Annotated in this window: 14 protein-coding genes; 7 read left to right on the top strand and 7 right to left on the bottom strand. The window is 69.9% G+C overall.

The window, feature by feature from the left end; translation table 11 throughout:
• The first annotated feature begins 2 nt into the window (after positions 1 to 2).
• From sigK to ABIC25_RS18630, 3 genes are all read left to right on the top strand, one after another.
• Positions 3 to 611, top strand: coding sequence for an ECF RNA polymerase sigma factor SigK (gene sigK / locus ABIC25_RS18640; RefSeq protein ID WP_004020523.1), 609 nt, complete (start codon positions 3 to 5; stop codon positions 609 to 611).
• A 7-nt stretch (positions 612 to 618) separates the two neighbouring features.
• Entirely contained in the window at positions 619 to 1,563 is a 945-nt protein-coding gene (locus ABIC25_RS18635) for an anti-sigma factor (protein WP_354562632.1), read from the top strand.
• 140 nt (positions 1,564 to 1,703) lie between these two features.
• Positions 1,704 to 2,756, top strand: coding sequence for an alpha/beta hydrolase (locus ABIC25_RS18630; RefSeq protein ID WP_435529103.1), 1,053 nt, complete (start codon positions 1,704 to 1,706; stop codon positions 2,754 to 2,756).
• A gap of 61 nt (positions 2,757 to 2,817) precedes the next feature.
• Here ABIC25_RS18630 and ABIC25_RS18625 read toward each other — a convergent pair whose 3' ends face one another.
• Together ABIC25_RS18625 and ABIC25_RS18620 are read right to left on the bottom strand one after the other, a co-directional pair.
• Complete coding sequence (locus ABIC25_RS18625) at positions 2,818 to 3,183, bottom strand: response regulator transcription factor (RefSeq protein WP_101821591.1); 366 nt, start codon at positions 3,181 to 3,183, stop codon at positions 2,818 to 2,820.
• Between the two features lie 336 nt (positions 3,184 to 3,519).
• Positions 3,520 to 4,236, bottom strand: a complete 717-nt coding sequence (locus ABIC25_RS18620; protein WP_033204103.1) for a helix-turn-helix transcriptional regulator — start codon at positions 4,234 to 4,236, stop codon at positions 3,520 to 3,522.
• 326 nt (positions 4,237 to 4,562) lie between these two features.
• Here ABIC25_RS18620 and ABIC25_RS18615 point away from each other — a divergent pair, with 326 nt between their 5' ends.
• Both ABIC25_RS18615 and ABIC25_RS18610 read left to right on the top strand, forming a co-directional pair.
• Positions 4,563 to 5,318: an acetoacetate decarboxylase family protein gene (locus tag ABIC25_RS18615; RefSeq protein WP_101821593.1), complete on the top strand. Its 756-nt coding sequence runs from the start codon at positions 4,563 to 4,565 to the stop codon at positions 5,316 to 5,318.
• Positions 5,319 to 5,386: 68 nt separating this feature from the next.
• Entirely contained in the window at positions 5,387 to 6,400 is a 1,014-nt protein-coding gene (locus tag ABIC25_RS18610; protein WP_354562630.1) for a pirin family protein, read from the top strand.
• Between the two features lie 20 nt (positions 6,401 to 6,420).
• Here the strand turns inward: ABIC25_RS18610 and ABIC25_RS18605 are convergent, their stop codons facing one another.
• Positions 6,421 to 7,095 (bottom strand): CE1759 family FMN reductase, encoded by a 675-nt coding sequence (locus ABIC25_RS18605; protein ID WP_354562629.1) that lies wholly within the window; start codon positions 7,093 to 7,095, stop codon positions 6,421 to 6,423.
• Entirely contained in the window at positions 7,092 to 8,222 is a 1,131-nt protein-coding gene (locus tag ABIC25_RS18600; RefSeq protein ID WP_064569435.1) for an LLM class flavin-dependent oxidoreductase, read from the bottom strand. The genes ABIC25_RS18605 and ABIC25_RS18600 overlap by 4 nt, the downstream gene beginning before the upstream one ends.
• A gap of 120 nt (positions 8,223 to 8,342) precedes the next feature.
• Between ABIC25_RS18600 and ABIC25_RS18595 the strand changes: the two genes are divergently transcribed.
• Complete coding sequence (locus ABIC25_RS18595; RefSeq protein ID WP_101821601.1) at positions 8,343 to 8,876, top strand: MTB12 C-terminal domain-containing protein; 534 nt, start codon at positions 8,343 to 8,345, stop codon at positions 8,874 to 8,876.
• An 80-nt stretch (positions 8,877 to 8,956) separates the two neighbouring features.
• The gene (locus ABIC25_RS18590) at positions 8,957 to 9,592 is read left to right on the top strand and encodes an MFS transporter (protein ID WP_354562628.1); all 636 of its coding nucleotides are present in this window, start codon (positions 8,957 to 8,959) and stop codon (positions 9,590 to 9,592) included.
• A gap of 108 nt (positions 9,593 to 9,700) precedes the next feature.
• On the opposite strand, the gene ABIC25_RS18585 is transcribed toward ABIC25_RS18590, so the two are convergent.
• The 3 genes from ABIC25_RS18585 to ABIC25_RS18575 form a co-directional block, all read right to left on the bottom strand.
• The gene (locus ABIC25_RS18585; RefSeq protein ID WP_004020534.1) at positions 9,701 to 10,018 is read right to left on the bottom strand and encodes a hypothetical protein; all 318 of its coding nucleotides are present in this window, start codon (positions 10,016 to 10,018) and stop codon (positions 9,701 to 9,703) included.
• Positions 10,019 to 10,323: 305 nt separating this feature from the next.
• The gene (locus ABIC25_RS18580; RefSeq protein WP_004020535.1) at positions 10,324 to 10,551 is read right to left on the bottom strand and encodes an MbtH family protein; all 228 of its coding nucleotides are present in this window, start codon (positions 10,549 to 10,551) and stop codon (positions 10,324 to 10,326) included.
• 130 nt (positions 10,552 to 10,681) lie between these two features.
• The gene (locus ABIC25_RS18575) at positions 10,682 to 24,574 is read right to left on the bottom strand and encodes a non-ribosomal peptide synthetase (protein ID WP_354562627.1); all 13,893 of its coding nucleotides are present in this window, start codon (positions 24,572 to 24,574) and stop codon (positions 10,682 to 10,684) included.
• Positions 24,575 to 24,585 lie beyond the last annotated feature (11 nt).

Below are 24,585 nucleotides of genomic sequence, written 5' to 3'. Positions count from 1 at the left end.
CAGTGACACCGGACGATGGCAGCGCGGCCGCCGACGCGCACCACGGACGCGGGGGCGAAGCACAGGTGCTGCGGGAGTTGCTGGCCGCCGCGGCGACGGGCGACCGGACCGCGTTCTCCGCTCTGTACGACCGCACGAGTTCACGGATCTACGGACTCGCGTTCCGGGTCGTGCGGGACCGTCAGTACGCCGAGGAGATCGTCCAGGAGGCATATCTGCAGTACTGGCAGAAGGCCGGCGAGTACCAACCCGGACGTGGTTCGGTCATCACCTGGATGATGACCATCGCCCATCGGCGGGCCGTGGACCGCGTGCGCTCGGAGGAACTGCAGCAACAGCGGATGTCGCAGTACGGGGCGGTGTCGGTGGAGACCCCGCGAAACATACCGCTCGAGGTCGTTGTGCAGACCGACGAGGCGCGTACGCTACGAACATGTCTCGGTACGCTCACGGAACTGCAACGGAGCTGCATCGAGATGTCCTATTTCGGGGGCCTGACCTACCCGGAGGTCGCCCGGCACACCGATACCCCCCTGCCCACCATCAAGTCTCGGATTCGAGATGGCCTGCGTCGGTTGAGAACCTGCCTGAGGACGCACGAGGACGCCTGATCCCACAATGACCACACCCGATACGCCATCCGGGGACCGCGAGGCCGCCTGGCTCGACGACCACGTCGAACTCTTCGCCGTCGGCGCCCTGACGCCCGACGAGACCACCCGCGTCGAGCGAGAACTCGCCGTCCTGCCGCCGCAGGAACGCGCGGTCTACGACGCGCAGATCACCGACATCCAGGCGGCGATGGCGGGCTTCGCCACGACCTACGCGCTCGACGCACCGCCCGAACTCCGGGACCGGGTACTGCACCATGTCTTCGAGGGCGCCGCGCTGACCCCGGACGCCTATGTGCCCGCGGGCGCCGATCCGGGCCCGCAGACCCCGATCGGAGCCGCGGCAGACCCCGAGCCCCCAGCCCCGGCCGGACCCGATCACAGCGGAGAGACCGACCTCGCGCCACCGCCGCCGGTCGAACTGCGACCCCGCGATTCCGCTCCCGGACAGCACCGGTCCGGCGGCACCGCACCGCGCCCGGCGCGTGCCACCGCGATCCTGGCCGCGGCGGCGGTGACCGTGGCGGTGGCCCTCGGCGCAGGCGTGCTCATCGGTCGCACCACCGCGCCCGAGACGTCCACCTCCTCGACGGCCCTCAGCGACTCGCAGCGAGAGGTGCTCGGGGTGCTCACGGCTGCCGACGCCTCGGTGAGCGTCGAACCCCTCGCCGACGATCGCGGCACCATCGCGGTGGTGACCTCCGAGTCGGCCGATCAGGCCGTGGCGCTCCTACGAGACCTGCGGACGCCGATCCCCGCCGACAGCACCTACCAACTGTGGCTGGTGGGCGGCGCCGACCGGCCCGTACCGGCCGGGCTGATCCCCGGGGACGACACCGCCCCGGTGGTGGTGAACGACGTGAGCGGGTCGAGCGTGCTCGCGGTGACCATCGAGCCGGCCGGCGGCTCGCCACAGCCGACGACGCCGATCCTCGCCCAGGTCGCCCTCTAGACCCGGCGAGATTCGATCCTTCAGGTGACAGGCGCGGCGCGCTCTTCTCGTATCGTTTTCCTCTGGGCGGACGATCCACCCGAGGAGAGCCGGTCAATGCGTCAACGAACGAGTGCGTGTCGAGAACGAGTGGGTGCGATGTGAACGAAAGCGGTCGTCGAATCCAGCGGCACGTACTGTTCGGCGGTCGGAGACTGCTCGCAGCTCTGCTGACCGTGGGCGCGGTGATGGCGGGTCTCGCGGTCACCACCGGAGCACCGGCTTCCGCTGCACCGCCGTCGTCCCCGGATGGCTCCCGCGTCATCGACTCCTACACCGACGACCCACAACAGGTGACGTTGCTCGTCCACTCCGCAGCCATGAACCGCACGGTCCCGGTCACGGTGCTCACCCCGCGGGATCGTGCCCGGCCGGCCCCGACGCTCTACCTCCTCAACGGTGCCGGTGGTGGCGAGGACTCCGCGACCTGGGACGCGCGGACCACCTACAAGCGCTACTTCGCCGACAAGCACGCCTACGTCGTCACCCCCATCGGTGGGGCCTACTCGTATTACACCGACTGGCAACGCGACGACCCCACCCTCGGCCGCAACAAATGGCAGACGTTCCTCACCGAGGAGCTCCCGCCCCTCATCGACGGCACGTTCGACACCACAGGGGTCAACGCGATCGCCGGGATCTCCATGGCCGGGACGTCCGTACTCAATCTGGCCATTGCCGCCCCGGGGCTGTACCGATCCGTCGCAGCGTTCAGCGGATGCGCCCGGACCAGCGACCCCGCCGGTCAGCAATACATCCGTCTCGTGGTCGAGGACCGCGGTCAGGCAGACATGACCAACATGTGGGGGCCCCTCGACGGGCCCGGCTGGCGGGCCAACGACCCCTATCTCAATGCGGCGAAGCTCCGCGGCAGCAAGGTCTACATGACCACCGGTACCGGCGCGCCGGGAGTCCACGAGCAGCTGACCGACCCGAGTATCGAGGGCGACGGGTTCACGCTCGCCAACCAGGCGATCCTGGGCGGTGGGATCGAGGTCGCGATCGACATCTGCACCCGGCAGATGGTCCAGCGCATGCGGTCCCTGAACGTCCCGGTCCACGTCAACTTCCGGCCGACCGGCACCCACTCGTGGGGCTACTGGCAGGACGACCTGTACCAGACCTGGCCACGTATCGAACGCGACCTGCGCTGACCACGCCGATCCCGTCCCGACCGAACGGTCCGCGCCGCACGCGACCCGCCCGGCCGAGAACTCACCACGAGTCGAGGCCGGTGTATCCGTCCTGGAGAGCCCGCGCGAAGAGATGCGTCTTGGTGGGGGCTCCCCGGCCGACCGCAGTGTATTTGGCACGGATTCGTGCAAGGTGGGTGCTGACCGTCGACGCCGAGATGAACAGGCGCGCCGCGGCATCCTCCTTGGAGTCGGCGGCCAGCCACGCCAGCAAGACCTCGATCTCCCGGTCGGACAGGCTCGGGCGCGGAATCGCGGCGGCCACCTCCCCGCTTCCCCGATAGTCGGCGAGTCGCGCAACAGGCTTGTGCGCCAGCATGTCCGAAGCATCAGCACGGCGTGGCGCCGACGACACCCCGGTCGTGAAGAATTCTGTGGTCGCCGTCATTGATCCATCCCCTTTTCGATCGGCGCATCGCTCACGTCCCCGACGCCGCACGCTCCACGCGTTCTCATCGTTGCCCCAACGGTAGGTCGGCCGACTACTGGTCGGTAGACCCAGAACTGGGGACCCCGGCGTCGCTCGAACTGTTCCCGCACCCGGTTCCCCATCGTTCCCCTCCTCTGCACTCCGGTCGGCGTCGTATTCACCGCGCCACCGTCACTACGCGCCACCGTCTCTGCGCGTCACCGTCTCTGGGCGCCACCGTCTCTGGGCGCCACCGTCTCTGCGCCACGGACCCCGATCGCCGGTGGTCCGCACCCACTCATGGTCCGCACCCACTCATCGTCGGCGTCCGCGTGAATCCTCGGACGCCACCCGCGTCGTCCGCCGATACCGTTGTGGCACCGGCAACCAGCCGTCTTCGACGGCACGCTTGAACAGGTCCACCTTGGTGCGCGTGGGCCTCCCCGCATCCGCATACTTCTGCCGGATTCGTTTGAGGTACTCGTTGACCGTCTCGGCGGACACACCCAGGGCGGCGCCGACCCGCGCCGAGGTCTCCCCGGATGCGTACAGAGCCAGCACTTTCTGCAGCTGGGGCGACAGGTCGACCGCGGCGAGCTCGGGGTCGCCGTCGATGGCCGCGGCCCACTCCGTGGTGAGGACCGCCCTCCCCCGCGCCGCAGCCCGGATCGCTTCGATGATGACCGATTCATCGGCCGACTTGAGGACAACGCCGAGCGCTCCGGCCCGGGCGGCCGACCGTAGCAGCGCCGGATGCTCGCCGGACGTGTAGACGACGGTGGCGACCCCGGCCGCGGACAACGCGTTGACGTTCTCGCGAGGCGTCGTGCCGTCGTCGAGACGCAGGTCCAGCAGGACGACGTCGAGCGGCATCCCGCCGAGCACCGCGTCCACCGTGGAGGCTGCGCAGACCAGGGAGATGTCGGCGATCGGGTCGAGTACGCGCTCGATCCCCCAGATCGGCGAACGATGGTCGTCGACCATCCCGACTCGGACGAGAGATGCGCCGCCCGCCGAGTACTCTCCCGTCATCGCGTTCACCCCCTCGGAACCTGTCCGCGCGATCAGCGTCGACCGCGGTGGCTGCGGACGGTCGGCGACTCTCAGCAATTACACAGCGTTTTGTGACCGTGTACTCAGCGAACGTTATCCGACGACTCGGACATGACCCCCCGTCATCGACCTCACCAGCGGCGATCTGTCCCAATCTGCATGCAGTTGTGTCCACATTCCTGGGGACATCGACGGTTCGCGGGCCCATTGCCCCCCGGTACATGCAAGACTAGAACATGTTCTAGAAACGCGATCGGACGTCCGCCCGGCCGTCGATCGCACGTCGTCTCGCAGAAGGAGAACAGGTGAGCGCACCTTCGACCCACGACGTCCTCGGCACACCGGTGACGATGCCGGTCGAGATCCGGCACGCGCGGTGTTTCGTCGCCGGCTTCACCGCCGACTCGACAGCCGTCGCGCGGGCCATCGACGCCGAGTCGCCGCGGCCCGGCACCCTCCGCCCACTGCGCATCCGGCCGGGTCGCACGATGTGCATGCTCGTGTTCGTCGACTACGTCGACGGCGACCTCGGGCCGTACAACGAGTTCGGGGTGTGTTTCCTCGTCGAGGACCCGTCGGTCCCGCCGGCCTCCCCCGTCCGGGCACTGCGCTCCCTGCTGCGCGGCGACGCGCGTGCGCTCGTGCACCGACTCCCCGTCGACGGCGACTTCACCCTGGCCGCAGGCCGCGGCATCTGGGGGTTTCCCAAGACGCTCGCCGAGTTCGACGTGGACCACTCCTCGGCAACGAAGCACGGCCGGCTCGTCGCCGACGGAGCGCTCGTCGCCGACCTGAGCGTGAAGCCGGGGATCAAGGTCCCCGACTCCACCGCCGACACCGTGTTGCACGCCTACTCACAACTCGACGGGACCACCCGGATGACGCCCTGGCGACTCACCTCGACCAGCGGGACCCGCACCCGGATCGGTGGCGCGAGTCTGACACTCGGCGCGCACCCGATCGCCGACGAACTGCGGTCCCTGCGATTGGGCCGGCACGCTCTCATGTCCAGCTCGGTGGACCGGATCACGATGCGTTTCGAGGACCCGACCGTCGTCTGATCGGGGCGGGCCGCGTCGCTGCACACGGGTCGGCAGACGCCGGGGCCGCGGTCGCGGACAATGTGGTCATGAGCAATCTGGAAACGGACCCCGTCGAGGTCGAATGCCACGCCGACGCGGGCGTCGCCTCGGGTTCGGGCCACCTCCGCATGGACGTCCTCACCGCCCGCGACGTGCCCCTCGGCGGCCCGCGCGCGATGACCGTGCACCGAACTCTGCCGCAGCGGTCCCGATCGCTGATCGGGGCCTGGTGTTTCATCGACCATTACGGCCCCGACGATGTCGCGAGCAGTGGCGGGATGGACGTCCCGCCGCACCCGCACACCGGGCTGGCGACGGTCAGCTGGCTGTTCACCGGGGAGGTCGAGCACCGGGACACGATGGGCAATCACGCGATGGTCCGCCCCGGCGAGATCAACCTGATGACCGCCGGGCACGGCATCGCGCACACGGAGGTCTCGACACCCGACACCACCACCCTGCACGGGGTGCAGCTGTGGGTTGCCCTGCCGGCCGACAAGGCCGACACCCCACGCGACTTCGCGCATCACCGGCCCGATCCGCTCGATCTCGGCGGGGTCACCGCCAGGGTCTTCCTGGGCGAACTGTTCGGCACCCGCTCGCCGGTGCACACGTTCACCCCGCTGACCGGCGCCCAGCTCGACTTCGCACCGGGCGCATCGGTCGCCATCGATGTCGATCCCGCACACGAGCACGGCATCCTCGTCGACACCGGGACCGTCGAGGTGACCGAGGCGGACGCCGCACCGTTGTCCCGCACCGAGCTGGGTTACGTGGGGCTGGGAGGGCGGCGGATCACGCTGACCAACGTCGCCGACGCCGATGCCCGCGTCGTCTTCCTCGGTGGCGCACCGCTGTCCGAGGACATCGTGATGTGGTGGAACTTCATCGGTCGCACGCACGAGGAGATCGTCTCCTACCGGGAGCAGTGGGAGGCGCACAGCGAACGGTTCGGGCAGGTCACCGGGTACGCCGGATCGACCCAGCACCTTCCCGCGCCGCCACTGCCGCACTCCCGGCTGCGCGCCCGCAGCAACACCCCCGGTCGCGCCACTCCCTGACAACGGAGGGCTGCAGGCGATCACGCCGTGCCGAGCAACCTCGCGAAGTTCGCGATCCCCGCGGCCTCGGACGCCTGCTGCCGGCCGTCGGTGACGGCGGGCGCGTTCGACGGCTCGCGGCCGCCGGCGGCATCCGCCGACCCCGGACCGCCCCGCGGTGTGAGGAGCGACGCGAGTTCGGCTGCGGCACGGTCGATCCGGTCGTTCAGCGAAGCGGTGTCCCCGCCGGCGCCCGCCCAGTCCGCCGATGCGGCGTAGACACCGGTCGGCAGGACGACGGCCCGCAGGTAGGCGAACAGCGGTCGCAGAGCGTGGTCGAGCACCATCGAATGCCGCGGACTGCCGCCGGTCGCGCCGATCAGCACCGGCTTGCCCGCCATCGCCTCGATGTCGACGAGATCGAAGAACATCTTGAACAGGCCGCTGTAGGACGCGTTGAAGACCGGCGTCGCCACGATCAGGGCATCGGCCCCCTCGACCGCGTCGAGCGCCGCCCGCGCCCCGCCCGAGGCGAAGCCGACGGTCATCGCCTGCCCGAGGTCGACGGCGAGGTCACGGAGGTCGACGATCTCGACCTCGGTGCGTCCCTCACCGAGCCGTGCGGCCGCCGCCGCGACCATCCGGTCGATCAGCAGTCGCGTCGACGACGGTTCGGACAGGCCGGCATTCACCGCGACGATGCGCAGCGCTGTCATGACGACACCTCCACACTTTCCTCGGCTGCACCCTCCTGGGCCACTCTGTCCTGGGATTCGCGGCGCGCAGCGACCAGCGAGGAGTGCGTCGGCGCCTCGGGCACGTCCGCGGGCCGCCCTTCGGCGAATCCGGCACGCAGGTCCGGCAGCACCTCACCCAGCAGGTCGAGTTGCTCGAGAACGGTCTTGAGCGGCAGCCCGGCGTGATCGACGAGGAACAGCTGGCGCTGGTAGTCGCCGAAGGTCTCCCGGAAGGTGAGCGTCTTGTCGACGAACTCGGCCGGGCTACCCACCGTCAGCGGCGTCTGCGAGGTGAAGTCCTCGAGCGACGGCCCGTGTCCGTACACCGGCGCGTTGTCGAAGTACGGACGGAACTCGCGCACCGCGTCCTGCGACTTCGGCCGGATGAAGAACTGCCCGCCGAGCCCGACGATGGCCTGATGGGCCTTGCCGTGTCCGTAGTGCTCATACCGTTCGCGATAGAAGTCGATCAGGCGCTGGAAGTGCTCATTGGGCCAGAAGATGTTGTTCGCGAAGAAGCCGTCGCCGTAATAGGCGGCCTGCTCGGCGATCTCGGGGCTGCGGATCGAGCCGTGCCACACGAACGGCGCGACGTCGTCGAGCGGCCGCGGGGTCGAGGTGAACGACGTCAGCGGGGTGCGGAACTGTCCCTCCCAGTCGACCACGTGCTCGGTCCACAGCCGGTGCAGCAGATGGTAGTTCTCGATCGCCAGCGGAATGCCCTGCCTGATGTCCTGACCGAACCAGGGGTACACCGGACCGGTGTTGCCCCGCCCGAGCATCAGGTCGACGCGCCCGTCGGCGAGGTGCTGCAGCATGGCGAAGTCCTCGGCGATCTTCACCGGGTCGTTCGTGGTGATCAGCGTGGTCGCGGTGCTCAGTTGCAGACGCTGCGTCTGCGCCGCGATGTAGGCCAGGGTCGTGGTCGGCGACGACGAGAAGAAGGGCTCGTTGTGGTGCTCGCCCAACGCGAACACATCGAGTCCGATGTCCTCGGCCTTCTTCGCGATCTCGACGATCGCCTTGATCCGCTCGTGCTCGGTCGGCGTCGTGCCCGTGGTGGGGTCGACGGTGATGTCGCTGACGCTGAAGAGTCCGAACTGCATGTCGCGCCTCCTTGTCGTGGTTACACAGACCATAACCGGACCGCGGTCCGATTAATTCCGGAGGGTGGTGAGTTAGTGTTGGCTCACTGCGGAGAACGCAACCCAACCGAGGAGAGTCGCATGAAGATCCGGAAGTCCGTCGCTGCCGTCGCCCTCGCCGGGGCCGCACTGTTCGTCGCCACCGGCTGTTCGGAGTCCACCGACACCGTCGACGAGGCGACGAGCGCGGTGTCGACCGCCGTCGAGTCCGCCGCCAGCCAGGTCGAGACCGCTGCGAGTGACGCGGTCGACGAGGTCACCGGGCTCAGCAACGACGACGCGACGGAAACCCTCCGCCAGGCCATCGACCCGGCCACCTCATCCGAGGATCTCGACAAGGTCATCGACGTCACGAACCCGGCGACCAAACCGGCCGCGATGGCATTCGCCAAGGGCGCATCCGCCGCGGGTTACACCCCGGATGCCTTCTCGGTCAAAGAGGTCACCGAGGACGGCGACAAGGCCACCGCAACCGTTGCCGTGAAGAGCCCGCATTCGCCGGCACCGGTCGACATCCAGCTCGGCTTCGTCAAGGTCGACGGCGACTGGAAGCTCAGCGGTGACGCCATCCAGCAGCTCATCAGCATGGGCAGCGGTCAGCAAGAGGGCAACTAGACCCGCGGCGTACGTCGCCTCCTCGCCTACACTCGGACGGGTGCGGTTCCGACCCGGGGCCGAGCGGCGAGGAGGTGTACGTGCGTACCGATCAACCCACCCATCCGTTCGCTCCGCCGGTGACCCAGCGCCACGCGCGGTGGCCGCTCGTGAACGATCTCGACGACACCGAGCTACCCGCCGCCGCGATCACGCCGGCCGACACCCGGATCGACGCGAGTGCCCCGGTATCCGACTCGCCCACGCCGACCAGAATCGACACCGCGGCGAGACCGGTGCCGCGGTCGGCAACCCGGGTGGAGACCAGACTGCCCGCACGCGAGCACGCTGCACTCCCGCCGGTGGGCGACTTCTGGGACCTGCAGCACGCGGACCGGTCACCCCTGGTCGCGATGTCCACACCGGTCCGGGTGGTCACTCCTTCACCGGCGCCCTATCTCACCCGGCCCGTCGGTGGTCGCCCTGTCGCTCCGGCCGCATCGCTGGCGTTGACCACCGGTTTGATCTCGATTCCGCTGACCCTCGTTCTCGGCCTGGGCGCGATCCTCGGCCTGGTCGCCGTGGTCTCCGGTGTCATCGGCGTCAAACAGGTTCGCCGCGCCCCCGCCGAGCGCAAGGGCACCGGTCGCGCGATCACCGGCATCATGACCGGCGCCGGCAGTATGGTCGTCGGCGGCCCGATCCTGCTGCTCGTCCTCGTTCTCGCCGGACTGTAGCCGACGGGCGCACCGTTCGAGGCTCGTCGCCTCCGCGATCGCACCACCACAGATACGACGAGACCCGCCTTTCGGCGGGTCTCGTCGTGTGTATGCGTGTGCCGGGGCCTAGCTGACCGCGCGGAGCCGCGGCCGGGCCGAGGCCACCTCGCCGCGTTCGCGCCCGAGCCAGGCCTGGATTTCACCGATCACCTGCAGCCGGGCGTCCACCGGGTCGATGTCCACCAGCGACGGCATGCAATGCATCAGGGCGGCGTAGAACGCCGAGGTCGGCGACATCCCGTATTCGGCGAGCACGTTTCCGTAGTCGTCGACACGATCAGCGAGTTCACCGTAGGTGAGAGCGTCATCGCCCAGCCGAACTGCTGTCAGGTGGGGCGTGATCGCCCCTCGGGTCTGGATGTCATCCAGAAGTAGCTGGTCCATGATTACTGCCTTCCCGCCCGTGGAGCGTCGATCGCTGTGTCCCCGCCTCCCCTGACGTTGGTACCGAGCGATCCTTCAACCCAGTGTGCCCTACATCATTCAAGTAGTAGAACACTGGCTCAACATGTGTGGGATATTCCACAACATTTTCCGTAACTATGCTGCACTTTGATGTTACGGCTGTGACTGTAGTTGCAACAGGGCATCAGTGGTTTGATTCTTTACCTGTTATCCACATGCAACTGTCCCGACATTCGAGCACGTCCGACTTTGGCGATCGCGAGTGTCGACCTCCGAACCGAGGTTCAGGCGTCGCTGCTCTTGTCCGCTTCCATGGCCTCGATGAGGCTCTTGGGCCGGAGATCAGTCCAGTTCTGCTCCACATACTCCAGGCACGCCGCGCGGCTGTCCTCACCGAAGACCTTGGTCCATCCGGCGGGGATGTCCGCGAAGGTCGGCCACAGCGAGTGCTGGTTCTCGTCGTTGACGAGCACGTAGAAGCGGCCGTCCTCGTCATCGAATGGGTTCGTCATGAGTGTCCTTTCTCCGGTGGCGCGGCGACTGTCGTCGCCCGCCTGCTTTGTTGTTGTCGAACGTAGTGGCTCTCGGCCGGGACGTCGGCGAGGTCAGGTCGATGATGTCACGCAAATCCCCTCATTCCGCTCACTGTCCGGCCGAGCCGTCGACGCGCGACAACTGATCGTCGAGCGTCGGCCCGATCACCGAGAGCGCGTCGGCGTTCGCCATCCCGAGGTGATGGGTGGCGACATCCATGTTGTCGATCGCGCCGGTCACGTACGGACGCCAGGCACCGGCCAACAGCGACGGGTCGTCCTTGTCCTCGGTCGCGGTGAACACGTGCATGTCGCCGGCGAAGACGTCCGGGCGGTAGTCGAGAACCACCTGGGTCGAGGAATCGAAGCTGTCCATGATGCGCTCCACCTGGTCCTCGGCCAGCAGTCCCATGCCGAAGATCTGCTGCCGGATGATCGCGGTGACCTCCTCGGAGGTGGACGCCTGCACGTCGTCGCCGAGATCGAAGAGGTCGCGCCAACCGCCGAGGACGTCGACGACCGTCGACGCATCGGGTTCGATGGTCTCGGCGACGGTCGACCCCGGCGCATCGGCCACGACGATGTCTCCGGGCTCGTCGCCGGCGAGCGACGGGCGGTCGTGACCGGTGATCACCGGCTCGTCCTCCGGACGCGAGTCCATGATCCCCAGGTAGGCGACGCCCTCACCGAGTCCGACGAGGTGGGTGGCCATGGCGTGTGCGATGACACCGCCGACCGACCAGCCGAGCAGGTGGTACGGGCCGTGCGGCTGGACGCGCCGGATCTCCTCGACGTAGCGCCGGGCGAGTTCCCGGGCATCGGTGACGCTCGGTTCGCCGGTCACCACGTGCGGGTCCTGCAGCCCGTAGATCGGCCGGTCCCGCAGATACGGGGCCAGTCCGCCGTAGAACCAGGCCAGGCCACCGGCCGGGTGCACACAGAACAGCGGGGCCCGCGCCCCCTCGCCGCGAAGGGTGATCACGACGTCGCTGCTCACCGCATTGCCGTCGGCAAGGCGCCGGGCCAGACCACGCACGGTCGGATCGTTGAACAACCACGCGAGCTCGATGTCGAAGCCGTTGCGGTCGCGGAGTGCGGCCTTCACGCGCGTGGCCGACAGCGAGTTGCCGCCCAGATCGAAGAAGCTGTCGGTGGCCCCGACCCGCTCGACGCCGAGGACCTCGGCGTAGGCATCGGCGATCGCCTGCTCGACCGGGGTGCCCGGGGCGACGAACTCGGCGGGCGCCACCTCGGGTGCGGGCAGCGCCGCACGGTCCAGCTTGCCGACCGGGGTCAGCGGGAACTCGTCGAGCACCGTGATCGACGCGGGCACCATGTGCGCGGGCAGCTGGGCGGACAGCAGGCCGCGCAGGGCGTCCACCTGTACGCCGCCACCGACGACATATGCGGCGAGACTCGAGGCCACCGAACTCGGTGCCCCCGACGAACCGACACCGACGACGACCGCGGATCGCACCTCGGGCGCCGAGCGCAGCGCCGCCTCGATCTCCCCCAGCTCGATGCGGAGGCCGCGGAGCTTCACCTGGTCGTCGCTCCGACCGGAGTACTCGAGGGTGAGACCTCCCGAGCGCGACTCCCGCCACCGCACGACGTCACCGGTCCGGTACATCCGGCGTCCGGCGCCCGCATACGGACTGGCGACGAACCGCGCGGCGGTCAGGCCCGGCTTGTCGAGGTAGCCACGAGAGAGGGCGGGTCCGAGGACGTAGAGCTCGCCGGCCACGCCGACCGGGACGGGCCGCAGGTGCGCGTCGAGCACCAGGAACTCGACGCCGGGCAGCGGACCGCCGAGGCGGACCGGCTCGCCGGGCGTCGCCGCCTCACCGACCGCGATCATGATCGTCGTCTCGGTCGGGCCGTAACCGTTGTGGATGCGGGTGTGCGGTGCCCAGGCGTCCATCACCGACTGCGGCACCGCTTCGCCGCCCACGGACACCGCCTGCAGGCTGGGCAAGGCGGTCGGGTCGAGCGTCGACAGCACCGACGGCGTGAGGAAGGTCGTGGCGACCTCGTGTCGCTGCATGAACTCCTGCAGCTCCGTGCCACCCACCGCGGTCGACGGCCGGTAGGCGAGCGTCCCGCCGTTGACCGTCGCGAGGAGGTATTCGAGCACCGAGGCGTCGAAGCTCGGGGACGCGAATCCCAGGACAACCGCGCCGTCCTCGACCCCGAGCGCCCGCGACTTCGCGATGGCGAAGTTCCGTAGACCCGAATGTGACACCGCGACGCCCTTGGGGCGACCGGTCGAGCCCGAGGTGTAGATGACATAGGCGACGTTGTCGGTCCGAACCGGTCCGGCCTGCTCCCCCGGCTCCACGGCGGCCTCGGAGGTGGCGTCGAGTTCGGCGACCACCGACGTGTCGTCGAGGCGAAGCCACTCGAAACCCTCGTCCGGCAACGCTCCGACGGCGGTGACCGACAGACCCAGCCGGGCGCCCGCGTCCTCGACCATCGTCGCCACGCGTTCGGCGGGATAGTCCGGATCGATCGGGACGTACCCGCCGCCGGTCTTCGCCACCGCCCAGATCGCGACCAGGAGATCGACGGACCGCGGAATCGCCAGTGCCACCAGCGTTTCCGGGCCGACGCCGCGGCCGATCAGCCACCGGGCCAGGCGGTTGGACCGGGCATGCAGCGCCGAGTACGACAGCGTCGCCCCGGAGGCGTCGACCACCGCGGTCCGACGCCGATAGCGCGTGCCGGCCTCGGTGAACAGGTCGCCGAGCAACACGGGTTCGGCGGCCTCGCCACCGCGCACCGGCACCAGGGACTCGGCCTCACCCGCCAGCAGGATGGGCGCGGCGGCGACCGGAGCGCCCGGGGTCGCGGTGAGCGCGTCCAGCAGGTTGACGAACCGCACCGTGAACCCGGCGGCGGTGGATTCGGTGAACAGATCGGTGGCGTATTGCAGTGCCGCCGTCCAGGTCTCGCCCGCTCCGGCCTTCGCGACCGAGAACAGCAGGTCCACCTTGGCCGGCACCTCCCCCGCGTCGAGCGGGGTGACCGCGATGTCGCCGAGATCGGCTGACAGCGACTGTCCGGCGAGCTCGGGCACCACGCTCTGGTCCAGGGTCAACCACACCTGGGTGAGCGGCGCGAACGACTCGGAGCGAACCGGATTGAGCCGATCGACGAGGGTCTCGAACGGCAGGTCCGCATGCGCGAAGGCGTCGAGGTCGACACGGCGGACGCGATCGAGCACGTCGGCGAAGGTGTCGGCTCCCGCGTGCGCGGTCCGCAGCACGAGCGTGTTCACGAACATCCCGACGAGCGGATCGAGCACGGCGGCGCCCCGACCGGCGATCGGCGTACCGACCGCCACGTCATCGGTGCCCGACAGATCGGCGAGCAGGACCGCCAGCGCCGCGTGCAACACCATGAACGGGGTGGCCCCGAACTCGTCGGCGACGGTGTCGATCCGCGCGGTGACGTCCGCCGGGATCGTGAAGGACACGCGCGCACCGCGCTGCGACGCGACCGCCGGACGCGGGCGGTCGGTCGGCAGCTCGAGCAGATCCGGCATGCCGGCCAGGTGTGCGGTCCAGTAGTCCAGCTGGGCGCCCATCGCCGACGTCGCGTCGTCGACATCGCCGAGGGCACGTCGCTGCCAGATGGCGTAGTCGGCGTACTGGACGGGCAACGGCTCGAATCGCGGCTGCTCCCCGGCCGTCCGCGCGAGATAGGCGGTGGTGAGGTCGGTGACGAGCGGGCCGAGGGATTCACCGTCGGAGGCCACGTGGTGCAGCACCACAGCCAGAACGTATTCCGTTGTGCCGGACGAGGTCTCGATCTCGAGCAGCCTGGTCCGCACCGGCCAGTCGGCAGTGAGGTCGAAGCCGGCGGTGACCGCGGACCCGACGACCGCTCCCGGATCACGACCGTCGGCCGCCGGCACGAACTCGTGGTCGAGCCGGGTCGCGATGTCGGACACCGGGGCGATCACCTGGACCGGCATACCGCCGACCTCGGGGTAGGTGGTGCGGAGGATCTCGTGCCGCGCGACGACGTCGGCGATGGCGGCGCCGAGCGCCTCGGGATCGAGTGCACCGGTCAGGCGCATCACGGCCGGGATGTTGTAGGCCGCCAATGTCGGATCGAATCGGTTGATGAACCACATCCGCTGCTGGGCGTACGACAGCGGGATCCGGTCGGGCCGCGGTGTCACCGCGGCGATCGGCGGGAGTCCGCCGGTCCGGTCGGCGAGGCGTTCGGCCAGCAAGCGCGGCGTCGGAGCCTCGAAGACGTCACGAACCGTGACGTCGGCACCGAGGGCGTCACCGAGACGGGCTGCCGCCCGCATCGCCGACAGCGAATTGCCGCCGATGTCGAAGAAGTTGGTGGTGGCGCCGACGTTCTCCGGCGACATCGACAGCAGTTCGGCGAAGACCGCCGCGGCGGCCGATTCACGTGCGCCCGCGACCGGCACGATCGCGGCCGCGTCGACGGTCGGCGCGGGCAACTGCTGCCGCACGATCTTGCCCGCGCTGCTGAGCGGCATCTCCTCCAGCAGCATCCACATACCGGGACGCATGAACTCCGGAAGGGACTGCGCCACGGCGTGTTTGACCGCGTCGAGGTCCACCGACGACGGGGTCAGGTAGGCCACGAGCTGCTGACCGGCCGGGGTCTCGACGACCGCCGCCGCGGCGTACACGACTCCCGGCGCCGACATGAGGGCCGACTCGATCTCGCCGAGCTCGATCCGCTGACCGCGCAGCTTCACCTGGAAGTCGGTGCGGCCCTTATACTCCAGCTCACCGTCGGCTCGCCAGCGGACCAGGTCACCGGTCCGATACAGGCGGGATCCGGGTGCGCCGTAGGGGTTCGGCACGAACCGTTCGGCGGTGAGGGCGGGCCGCGAGGTGTATCCGCGCGCCAGTTGGACACCACCGAGGTACAGCTCGCCGGTGAATCCCGTTGCCACCGGCCGCAATCGATGGTCGAGCACCAGCGCGGTGGTGTTCGCGACGGGTCGCCCGATGGCGACCGAGTCACCCGAGACCCGGGCGACGGTCGCGTAGATCGTCGCCTCGGTCGGTCCGTACTGGTTGCTGACGGGGGCGTGTGGGATGAGGTCCCGGACGGTCTCGGCAACGCTCTGCGGGAGGGCTTCGCCACCGGTGTGCAGGTGACGCAACCGGGTGAGCCCCCGCAGTTGCTCGGGTTCCGCGACCTCGGTGAGCACGGCGAGCATCGAGGGCACCAGCGTCGCCGAGGTGACGCCGAAGTCGGCGAGGTGACGCAGTACCGCGACGGGATCACGATGCGCACCCGGCTCCATGACCACGAGGCGGCCACCCGACAGCGGCGGACGCAGGATCTCACCGACGGAGGGGTCGAAGGTCAGTTCCAGCACCTGTAGGAACACGTCGTCGGGACCGAATTCGTAGGCGCCGCGGTCGTAGTCGAGATGCGCGCGCAGTGTCTGGTGACTGACCGTGACGCCCTTCGGACGACCCGTCGAACCGGACGTGAAGATGGTGTAGGCCGGATTCGCGCCGTCGACCGCCGACACGCGTTCGGCAGGACTGAAAAGCGGTACCACCGCGTCCGAGTCGTCGTCGACGGTCACGACGGTCACCTCGGGGTCGAGCGCCTCGATTCCCGCCGGGGACTGCCCCGGGCCGATCAGTACGGCCGCGACCCCGGCGGTGCGCGCCAGGTAGTCGATGCGGTCGGCCGGGGCGGCGGGGTCCATCGGCACGAACTGCCCACCGGCAGCGAGGATCGCGTGGACCGCGACGATCATCTCCGTCGACCGCGGGATGCACACGCCCACCGCGACTTCCGGCCCGACACCCAGACCGACCAGCCGTCGGGCGAGCACACTCACCCGGTTGCCCAGTTCGGCGTAGGTCGCCTCCCCGAACCGACCCTGCACCGCGATCGCGTCCGGAGACGCAGCGATCCGCTCGAGGAGCAGATCGGCGACGTGGGTGCCGGCTGGCGTGAGGTCCGGGCCGGCCGACCACGTGTCGAGGCGGGCCTCGTCCACGGTCGACATCGGCGGGATGTCGGCGATGGGAGTCTGCGCGTCGTCGGCGATCGTCTGCAGGATCCGCACGAGCGACCGCGCGAAGACGGCGACCTCGTCGTCGGTGAAAGCGTCGGGGAGGTAGGTCAACCGGACCGCGATGCCCGACGCGGTCGGCGAGGTCGCCAGGTTGAGGGGATAGTGCGTGGCGTCGGAGACCTCGACGTCCCGGATCGACAGCCCCACCGCGGCACTCGCGGCGCCGCCGGCCAGCGAATCGTTGTCCACGGGATAGGACTCGTGCACGGTCAGCGTGTCGAACAGTTGCGGATGACCGACAGCGGTGAGGATCTCGGGCAGGCCGATGTGCTGGTGATCGAGGACGGCGGTCTTGTCCGACTGCAGCCGGCCGAGGACCTCGGCGATCGTGGCGTCCGGATCGACGTCGACGACGGCGGGCAGGGTGTTGATGAAGAGGCCGACCATCGACTCGACCCCGTCGAGTCCGGCGGGCCGCCCGGAGACGGTCTCACCGAAGGTGACCACCCGGTTGTCGGTGAGACGGGACAGCAGGACCGCCCACGCGAGCTGGAGCGTCGTGGCCATGGTCGAGCCCGACTGCCGTGCCGTGCGCTCGAGCGCCGCGACGAGGTCGGGTTCGAGGACCCAGCGGTGTTCGCGCGGCAGATGTTCTGCCGCGGTGCGGTTCTCGCCGTCCTCGACGGATGTGCCGGTGAGGCCGGGGGCGACCAGGGTGGGTTCGGTGACCGGTCCGAGGACCCGTGCCCACGCGGCGAGACCGGCGTCGAGGTCGGTGTCGGCGATGCGGGCGAGGTAATCGGCGAAGTCGGTGCGCTCACCCGTCCCCTGTCCGGTGAACGGGGACCCGGTCGCGTAGAGCGCGAGCAGGTCGGCCAGCACGAGCGGACCGGACCAACCGTCGAACAGGATGTGGTGGTTGGTGATGACCACACTCGTCCCCTGCGCGTGCCGCACCACCACCGCACGCAGCAGCGGCGGGTCGGCGAGGTCGAACGGTTCGGTGCGCTCGGCCGCCGACACCTCGTCCACGGCAGCCCGGAGATCGTCGTCACCGGCTGCCGGCACGTCGATCACGCGCCAGCGCAACGGCACCGTCTCGGGCACGACGGTGACCACGTGTCCACTGGGCACCCGTACGAAGCCGGACTTCAGCGTGCGGTGGTGATCGAGCAGAGCGACCACGGCGGTGCGCAATCGGTCCAGGTCGACATCGCCGTCGAGATGCAGGACCGCTTGGGTCACATACACGTCGAGCTGGTCGGTACCGGCGAGCTGCGACTGGAAGTACAGTCCGCGCTGCAGCGGCGACAGTGCCCAGACCTGGGCGCCGGGGAACCGCTGCGCCACCGTGTCGAGATCGTGCTGGGTGACGTCGGCACCCGGGACGTCCGCGGGCGACCGGCCGACGTCGACGCCGTCGGCGACGAGGCGGACCACGTCGGCGAGTTCCGCTGTCCACCGCCGTGCGATGTCGCGGACATCCTCCGGCGACAGGATCGCCGCGGGGAACTGCAGGTCGGCCGACAGCACGCGGCCGTCCGGGGACGCGCCGGTACTCGCGTTGACCGTCAGCACACTCATCGCCGCCACCCCGTCGGACACGGCAGCGGGCAGGAACGGCGCGTCGGGTGCGGGCAGGAACGCGGCGCCGGCGAGCGCCGCTGCACCGGACGTCGGGGTGTCGACCTCGCCGGGCGCCGTCGGCGCCTCGCTGCGTCCGGTCGCGCCGCGGGTGCCGAGATAGTTGAACGCGATCGTGGGCAGCGGACGGGACCGCAGTTGTGCGACCGGGTCGGTGGGGTCGCCGACAGCTGCGGCATAGCGCAGCAGGCCGAACCCGATCCCGGAGTCGGGCATGCCGAGACGCTCTTCCTTGGCCGCCTTGATCGCGTGGACGAGGTCGTCGGCTGGATCGATGGCGAGCGGGGCGATCGAGGTGAACCAGCCGACCGTGCGCGACAGGTCCGCGCGACGCGGCTCCGGGCCGGCGAGCAGCACGTCCTCGTAACGGCCGTGCCCCTCGGTGAGCACGGTGACCGGTGCGGCGTCGGCGATGTCGCGATCGCGCTGCCAGGAACGCACCGCCCGCGCGAGGGTGCCGAGCAGGACGTCGACGACGGACGCCGAGAACGCTTCGGGCACAGTCGTCGTCAGCGGATCCACGATGGCCGGCTCGACGCGGTGGACGATCGAGGTCAGCGTGCCGTACCGGTCGCGGTCGGGGTCGAGCGGCGCGCCGAAGTCGGTCGGTTCGGCCGGCGAGCGGTCGAGCCAGTACCCGGCCTCGGTCCGACGTGCGTCGACCTGCGCGGTGAGTGCGCCCTGCCACGCACGCTGCGAGGTCTCCTCGGCCCGGACCGCCACGGGCTGTCCGGCGGTCAGCTGGGCGTGGACGGTGAGGAGGTCCTCGATCAGGATCGGCCACGACACCGCGTCGACACCGAGGTGGTGGATCACCAGCACGATCCGAGCGGGTGCACCGGGCTCCGCGGGCGCGGACTCCCGGGTCGCGGCGCCGCTGACGATCGTCGCCGCGACCAGTCGCCCGGCGGCCGGGTCGAGGCGGCCCGCGGCCTGGGCATGCGCGTCGACCAGCGCGTCGGCGAAGCCTGGCTCGCCGACGGCCGTGTCGGTCGAGAGCGCGACGATCGAGGCGTCGGCGTCGAACGGCGTTCCGCCAGTGAGGGTCCAGGTGTCCCCGGTCTGGGTGTCCCCGGTCTGGGTGTCCCCGGTCTGGGTGTCTCCGGTCTGGGCGCCACCGGCGGGCTCCAGGCGCGCGCCGAGCATCGGATGCGCGTCGACGAGCGCCCCGAGCACGTCGCCGAGGTGGGCGACGGTGAGGCCGGCCGGCGCGGTCAGCACCATCGACTGGTTGAAGTCGGCGAGGTCGGCCGGTGTCGGCGCGGCATCGACGAGCCAGGACACGATCGGCGGGAGGTCGACCCGTCCGGCGGGATCGCCGGTGGGTTCGGCGAGCATCGGGGCGCGGTCCCCGCCCGCCGAGGCGACCCGCGCCATCGCGCGGATGGTCTTCTGTTCGAAGATCTCTCGGGGTGACAGGGGCAACCCGGCCGCCTTTGCGGCGGAGGCGAGCTGGATCGACATGATCGAATCGCCGCCGAGCGCGAAGAAGGACTCGGTCACCGAGACGGTCTCGAGACCCAGCAGCCCCGCGACGATCGCGACGAGCGTCTCTTCGGCGGTCGTCGCCGGTGCGACGTATCCGTCGGCGGGAGTGGTGAACTCGGGGGTGGGCAGCGCGCGCCGGTCGAGCTTGCCACCCGGCGTCACGGGCAGTTCGTCGAGCACCATCGCCGAGTGCGGGATCATGTGTCCGGCAAGGCGGTCGGCCGCCCCGGCGAGAACCGCGTCGGCATCGAGGCGCCGGTCGCCGGTGGTGTCGTCGGCCACGAGGTAGGCGACGAGCCGGGTGCGCCCGTGGTCGTCGTCGACGCCGGTCACGACGACCGAGCCGACGCCCGGCTGATCGCCGAGCACGGACTCGATCTCGCCGAGTTCGACGCGCTGGCCGTTGATCTTCACCTGGTGGTCGGCGCGCCCGGCGAACTCGATCTCACCGGTCGCGGTGATCCGCACCAGATCACCGGTGGCGTACATGCGCCGGCCCGGTTCGCGGGCGAAGGGATCGGCCACGAAGGACGATGCGGTGAGGCCGGGCCGGCCGAGGTAACCCCGGGCCAGCGAGTCGCCGGTGGACAGGTAGAGCTCACCCACCACGCCCTGCGGGACCGGATGCAGACGGCCGTCGAGCACGTGGGCGGTGAAGCCGCGGACCGCGCGACCGATGGTCACCGGCGCCCCGGGCTCGGATCGTCCGGTGGTCGCCCAGACGGTGGCCTCCGACGGCCCGTAGAAGTTGTACATCCGGCGCCCGGATTCCGGTGTGGCCCAGCGCGCTATCAGCTCGGGCGGGCACGCCTCGCCGCCGGTGACGAGGTTCCGGACGGTGCGGCCCCGCCGCGGGTCGACGGTCGCCAGCACCGTGGGGGTGATGAGGGTGTCGGTGACCCGGTCGCGTTCGAGGATGCGCCCGAGCGCGTCGCCGGCGTACTCGGCGGCAGGCGCGACGACGAGGGTGTGCCCGACCGCGATCGACCACATCATCTCCAGCACCGAGGCGTCGAAGCTCGGTGAGGCGACGTGCAGGACACGGGTGTCGGGGGCCTGTGCCGGTGTGCCGGTGACCTCGGTCAGCGCGGCGACGAAGTTCGCGATGCCGCGATGCGGGACCCCGACGGCCTTGGGGCGTCCGGTGGAGCCGGAGGTGTAGACGAGGTAGGCCAGGTCGTCGAGCCGGACCGGTCGGCGACGTTCGGCGTCGGTGACCGGCCCGCCGGCGACGGCCTGGTCGTCGAGCGAACCGAGTTCGAGCCACTCACAAGATGATTCGCCGAGCCGGGCCCGCGTCGAGGCGTCGGTGATGCCGAGCCGGACACCGGAGTCGGCCACCATGAAGTCGATGCGATCACTCGGATAGGCGGGATCGATCGGCACATACGCGGCGCCTGCCTTGATGACGCCGAACACCGCGACCACCGACCCGATGGACCGCTCGAGGCCGACGGCCACCACGTCGCCGGGGCCGACCCCGCGCGAGATCAGCTGGCGCGCAAGGCGATCGGTGCGGTCCTCGAAGTCCGCGTAGGAGAGCTCGGCCTCGTCGTGGATCAGGGCCGGACGGTGTGGATCGAGGTCGCGTCGCGTGAGGAGTTCGGTGAGGGTCACCGGTTCGGTCACCCCGCCGTCGGCAGCGGGTGTGACCTCGCCGACGGAGTTGCGGCTCGGCGCGCTCAGAGTCGCGGCGTCGATGCCGACGATGTCGACGTCCCCGACGGGCAGCGACGGATCGGTGGCCATCGCGGCGATCACCTGGAGCCACACCTCGGCGAAGCGGCGGATGGTCGCGGCGTCGAACAACGAGGTGGCATAGAGGAAATCGGCCCGCATCGGCGACGACCCGGTCCGTTCGGACACCGAGACCGTGAGGTCGAACTTGGCGATCGGGGCGGCGGCCCCGAGCGGTTCGGCACTCAGACCCGAGAACTCCACCCGGCCGATCTCCTCCGGCCGTCCGCCGGCGGCCACGAGGGTGTAGGCGATCTGGACCAGCGGCGGGTAGGCCGTGGACCGCTCCGGCGCGAGTTCCTCGATCAGATCGTCGAACTGCACGTCGGCGTGCGCGAAGGCATCGAGGTCGGTGGCGCGGATCGTGGCGATGAGGTCGTCGACGGTCGATGCCGGGTCGACGTCGGTGCGCAGCACGAGCGTGTTGACGAACATGCCGACGAGGTCGTGGAGTGCGGCGTCGGGGCGTCCGGCGATGGGTGTGCCGATGACGACGTCCCGGGTGGCGGCGAGCCGCGCGACGGTGACGGCGAGCGCGGCGTGCAGCACCATGAACAGCGTGACGTCGCGGTTGCGCGCCAGGTCTTCCAGAGCGGTGGCGAGCGCGTCGTCGACGGTCACGGACTCGACGGCCGCCGCGGTGTCGAGCACGGCCGGCCGCGGGCGATCCATCGGCAGGTCGGTCACCGCGGGCAGATCTGCGAGGAGCTCGCGCCAGTGGGCGAGCTGACGACCCATCGGTGCGCCGGGATCATCTGCGGCGCCCAGGTATTCGCGCTGCCACAGCGCGAAGTCGGCGTACTGGACCACAGGCGCGGCGACCGGTGGCGCGGCGTTCGTCCGGGCCAGGTAGGAGCCGAGCAGATCGCGCACGAACACCGGGGTCGACTCACCGTCGAAGGCGATGTGATGCACGGTGAGCACCACGTCGACCGTGTCGTCCCCGCGACGCAGGACCCGGCCGCGCAGCGGGAATTCGCTCGCGACGTCGAAGCCGGTTGTCGCCGAGACGAACAGCTCCTCGTCGGTCTCCACCGCCCGCCAGTCGAGGCGGGCGCGGGCCGTGTCGGCATCGGTGACGAGCTGGAACGGTCCCTGCTCGTCGCTGGGGTAGGTGGTGCGCAGGATCTCGTGGTTGGCGACCACGTCGCCGACCGCGGCCGCGAGCGCGTCGAGGTCGAGGGCTCCGGTCAGCCGGAGGGCCATCGGGATGTTGTAGGCCGCCGAGGCGGTGTCGAACTGGTTGATGAACCACATGCGGCTCTGCGCCGTCGACAACGGCAACCGCTCGGGTCGCGGCATGGCGGTGACCCGCGGGACGCTCCGGCCGCGTCCGGACACCAGGCCGGCCAGATCCCGCACCGACGGCGCGTCGAACAGGTCGCCGACCGACACGTCGACGTCGAGCAGGTCGGCCACGCGCGCCGCGACCCGCGCCGCGGACAGCGAGTTGCCGCCGAGGTCGAAGAACGACTGCGTCACGCTGACGCGATCGGTGCCCAGCACATCGGCGACGATGGCCGCGATCGAGGTCTCGGCGTCGGACTCGGGTGCGGCGAACTCCTCGACGGTGAGTTCGGGGACCGGCAGCTTACGCCGGGCGACCTTGCCCGCAGTGTTCAGCGGTAAGTGCTCGAGCGTCATCCACACCGTGGGCCGCATGTAGGCCGGCAATGTCTGCGCGACAACCGATTTCACCGCGTCGACGTCGACGGACGCCGGCGAGACATAGGCGACGAGGTGCGATTGTCCGGACACCTTCGCCACGGTGGCCGCCGCGTGGAGGACACCCGGCGCCGACATGAGGACGGACTCGACCTCCCCCAGCTCGAGTCGCTGGCCGCGGAGCTTCACCTGGAAGTCCGTGCGGCCCAGGTATTCCAGCTGGCCGCGCGCATTCCAGCGGACGAGATCGCCGGTACGGTACAGGCGTTCACCGGGATCACCGAAACCCTCGGTGTCGTCGGCCGCCTCGCCGCGGGCGGGAGCCGCGAAGGGGCTGGCGACAAAGCGTTCCGCGGTCAGGCCGGGCTGCGAGGCGTAACCGCGGGCGAGTTGCACGCCCCCCAGATACAGCTCACCGGGCACCCCCGAGGGCACGAGCTGCAGTCGCGAGTCGAGGACGAAGGTGGTGGTGCTCGGGACCGGGACGCCGATCGGCACCGACGCCTCCCCCGCCCGCACCTGATGGGCGGTCACATCCACCGCCGCCTCGGTCGGGCCGTACAGATTGTGGACCTCGTTGCCCGGCAACGCCGCCACCAACGCCTGCGCCACCGGCGCGGTCAACGCCTCACCCGAGGTGAACGTCAACCGCAACGACGACAACTCACCCACCCGATCGCCCAGGACATCCAGGAACACCGACAACATCGACGGCACGAAATGGATGACCGACACCCGCTCGGCCGTGATCAACTCCGCCAGATACCGCGGATCACCATGCCGCTCCGGCTCGGCCACCACCAACGTCGCCCCCACCGCGAACGGCAGGAACAACTCCCACACCGACACATCGAACGTCACCGGTGTCTTCTGCACGAAGACATCCGAGTCCTTGATCGAATACCAGTCCCGCATCCACTCCAGGCGGTTCACGATCGCCGCATGCGACACCGTCACACCCTTCGGCCGACCCGTCGACCCCGAGGTGAACAACGTGTACGCCGCATCGGCGGGTTGCAGCGGCGCGAGCCGTTCGTCGTCGGTGACCGGTGCGGTGGCGAGGTCGACCTCGGCGGTCGTGTCGACCACGACCGCGGTGACGTCCGAAGGCAGCTCGACGGCCGAGTCGGCGGCGACGAGGACCAGCCGGACGTCCGCGGTGTCGAGCATGTACCGGGTGCGGTCAGACGGCGCGTCGATGTCGAGCGGGACGTAATGACCGCCCGCCGCAACGACGCCGTGGATGGCGACGAGGAGCTCGACCGACCGTGGGATGGCGACCGCGACGGCGACGTCGGGTCCGACACCGATGGAGATCAGATGACGAGCCAGTGAGTCGACCCGTGCACCGAACTCGGCGTAGCTGACGCGACGCGAACCGAACACGATGGCCGGTACGTCGGACCTCGTCGCCACATGCACCACATCGGTCACCGTTGGGCCTC

This window comes from Gordonia sp. PvP123 (genome assembly GCF_040547295.1).
GTDB lineage: Bacteria > Actinomycetota > Actinomycetes > Mycobacteriales > Mycobacteriaceae > Gordonia > Gordonia terrae.
Note: the sequence above shows the minus strand (reverse complement) of the source record. Positions and strands in the feature narration are given on the sequence as shown.

Bases quoted from the DNA above. Each gene is read 5' to 3' on its own strand.
- ABIC25_RS18610 (WP_354562630.1), top strand. From the start codon at position 5,387: ATGAGCAATCTGGAAACGGACCCCGTCGAGGTCGAATGCCACGCCGAC.
- ABIC25_RS18580 (WP_004020535.1), bottom strand. From the start codon at position 10,551: ATGACGAACCCATTCGATGACGAGGACGGCCGCTTCTACGTGCTCGTC.
- ABIC25_RS18585 (WP_004020534.1), bottom strand. From the start codon at position 10,018: ATGGACCAGCTACTTCTGGATGACATCCAGACCCGAGGGGCGATCACG.
- ABIC25_RS18620 (WP_033204103.1), bottom strand. From the start codon at position 4,236: ATGACGGGAGAGTACTCGGCGGGCGGCGCATCTCTCGTCCGAGTCGGG.
- ABIC25_RS18600 (WP_064569435.1), bottom strand. From the start codon at position 8,222: ATGCAGTTCGGACTCTTCAGCGTCAGCGACATCACCGTCGACCCCACC.
- ABIC25_RS18635 (WP_354562632.1), top strand. From the start codon at position 619: ATGACCACACCCGATACGCCATCCGGGGACCGCGAGGCCGCCTGGCTC.
- ABIC25_RS18625 (WP_101821591.1), bottom strand. From the start codon at position 3,183: ATGACGGCGACCACAGAATTCTTCACGACCGGGGTGTCGTCGGCGCCA.
- ABIC25_RS18595 (WP_101821601.1), top strand. From the start codon at position 8,343: ATGAAGATCCGGAAGTCCGTCGCTGCCGTCGCCCTCGCCGGGGCCGCA.
- ABIC25_RS18605 (WP_354562629.1), bottom strand. From the start codon at position 7,095: ATGACAGCGCTGCGCATCGTCGCGGTGAATGCCGGCCTGTCCGAACCG.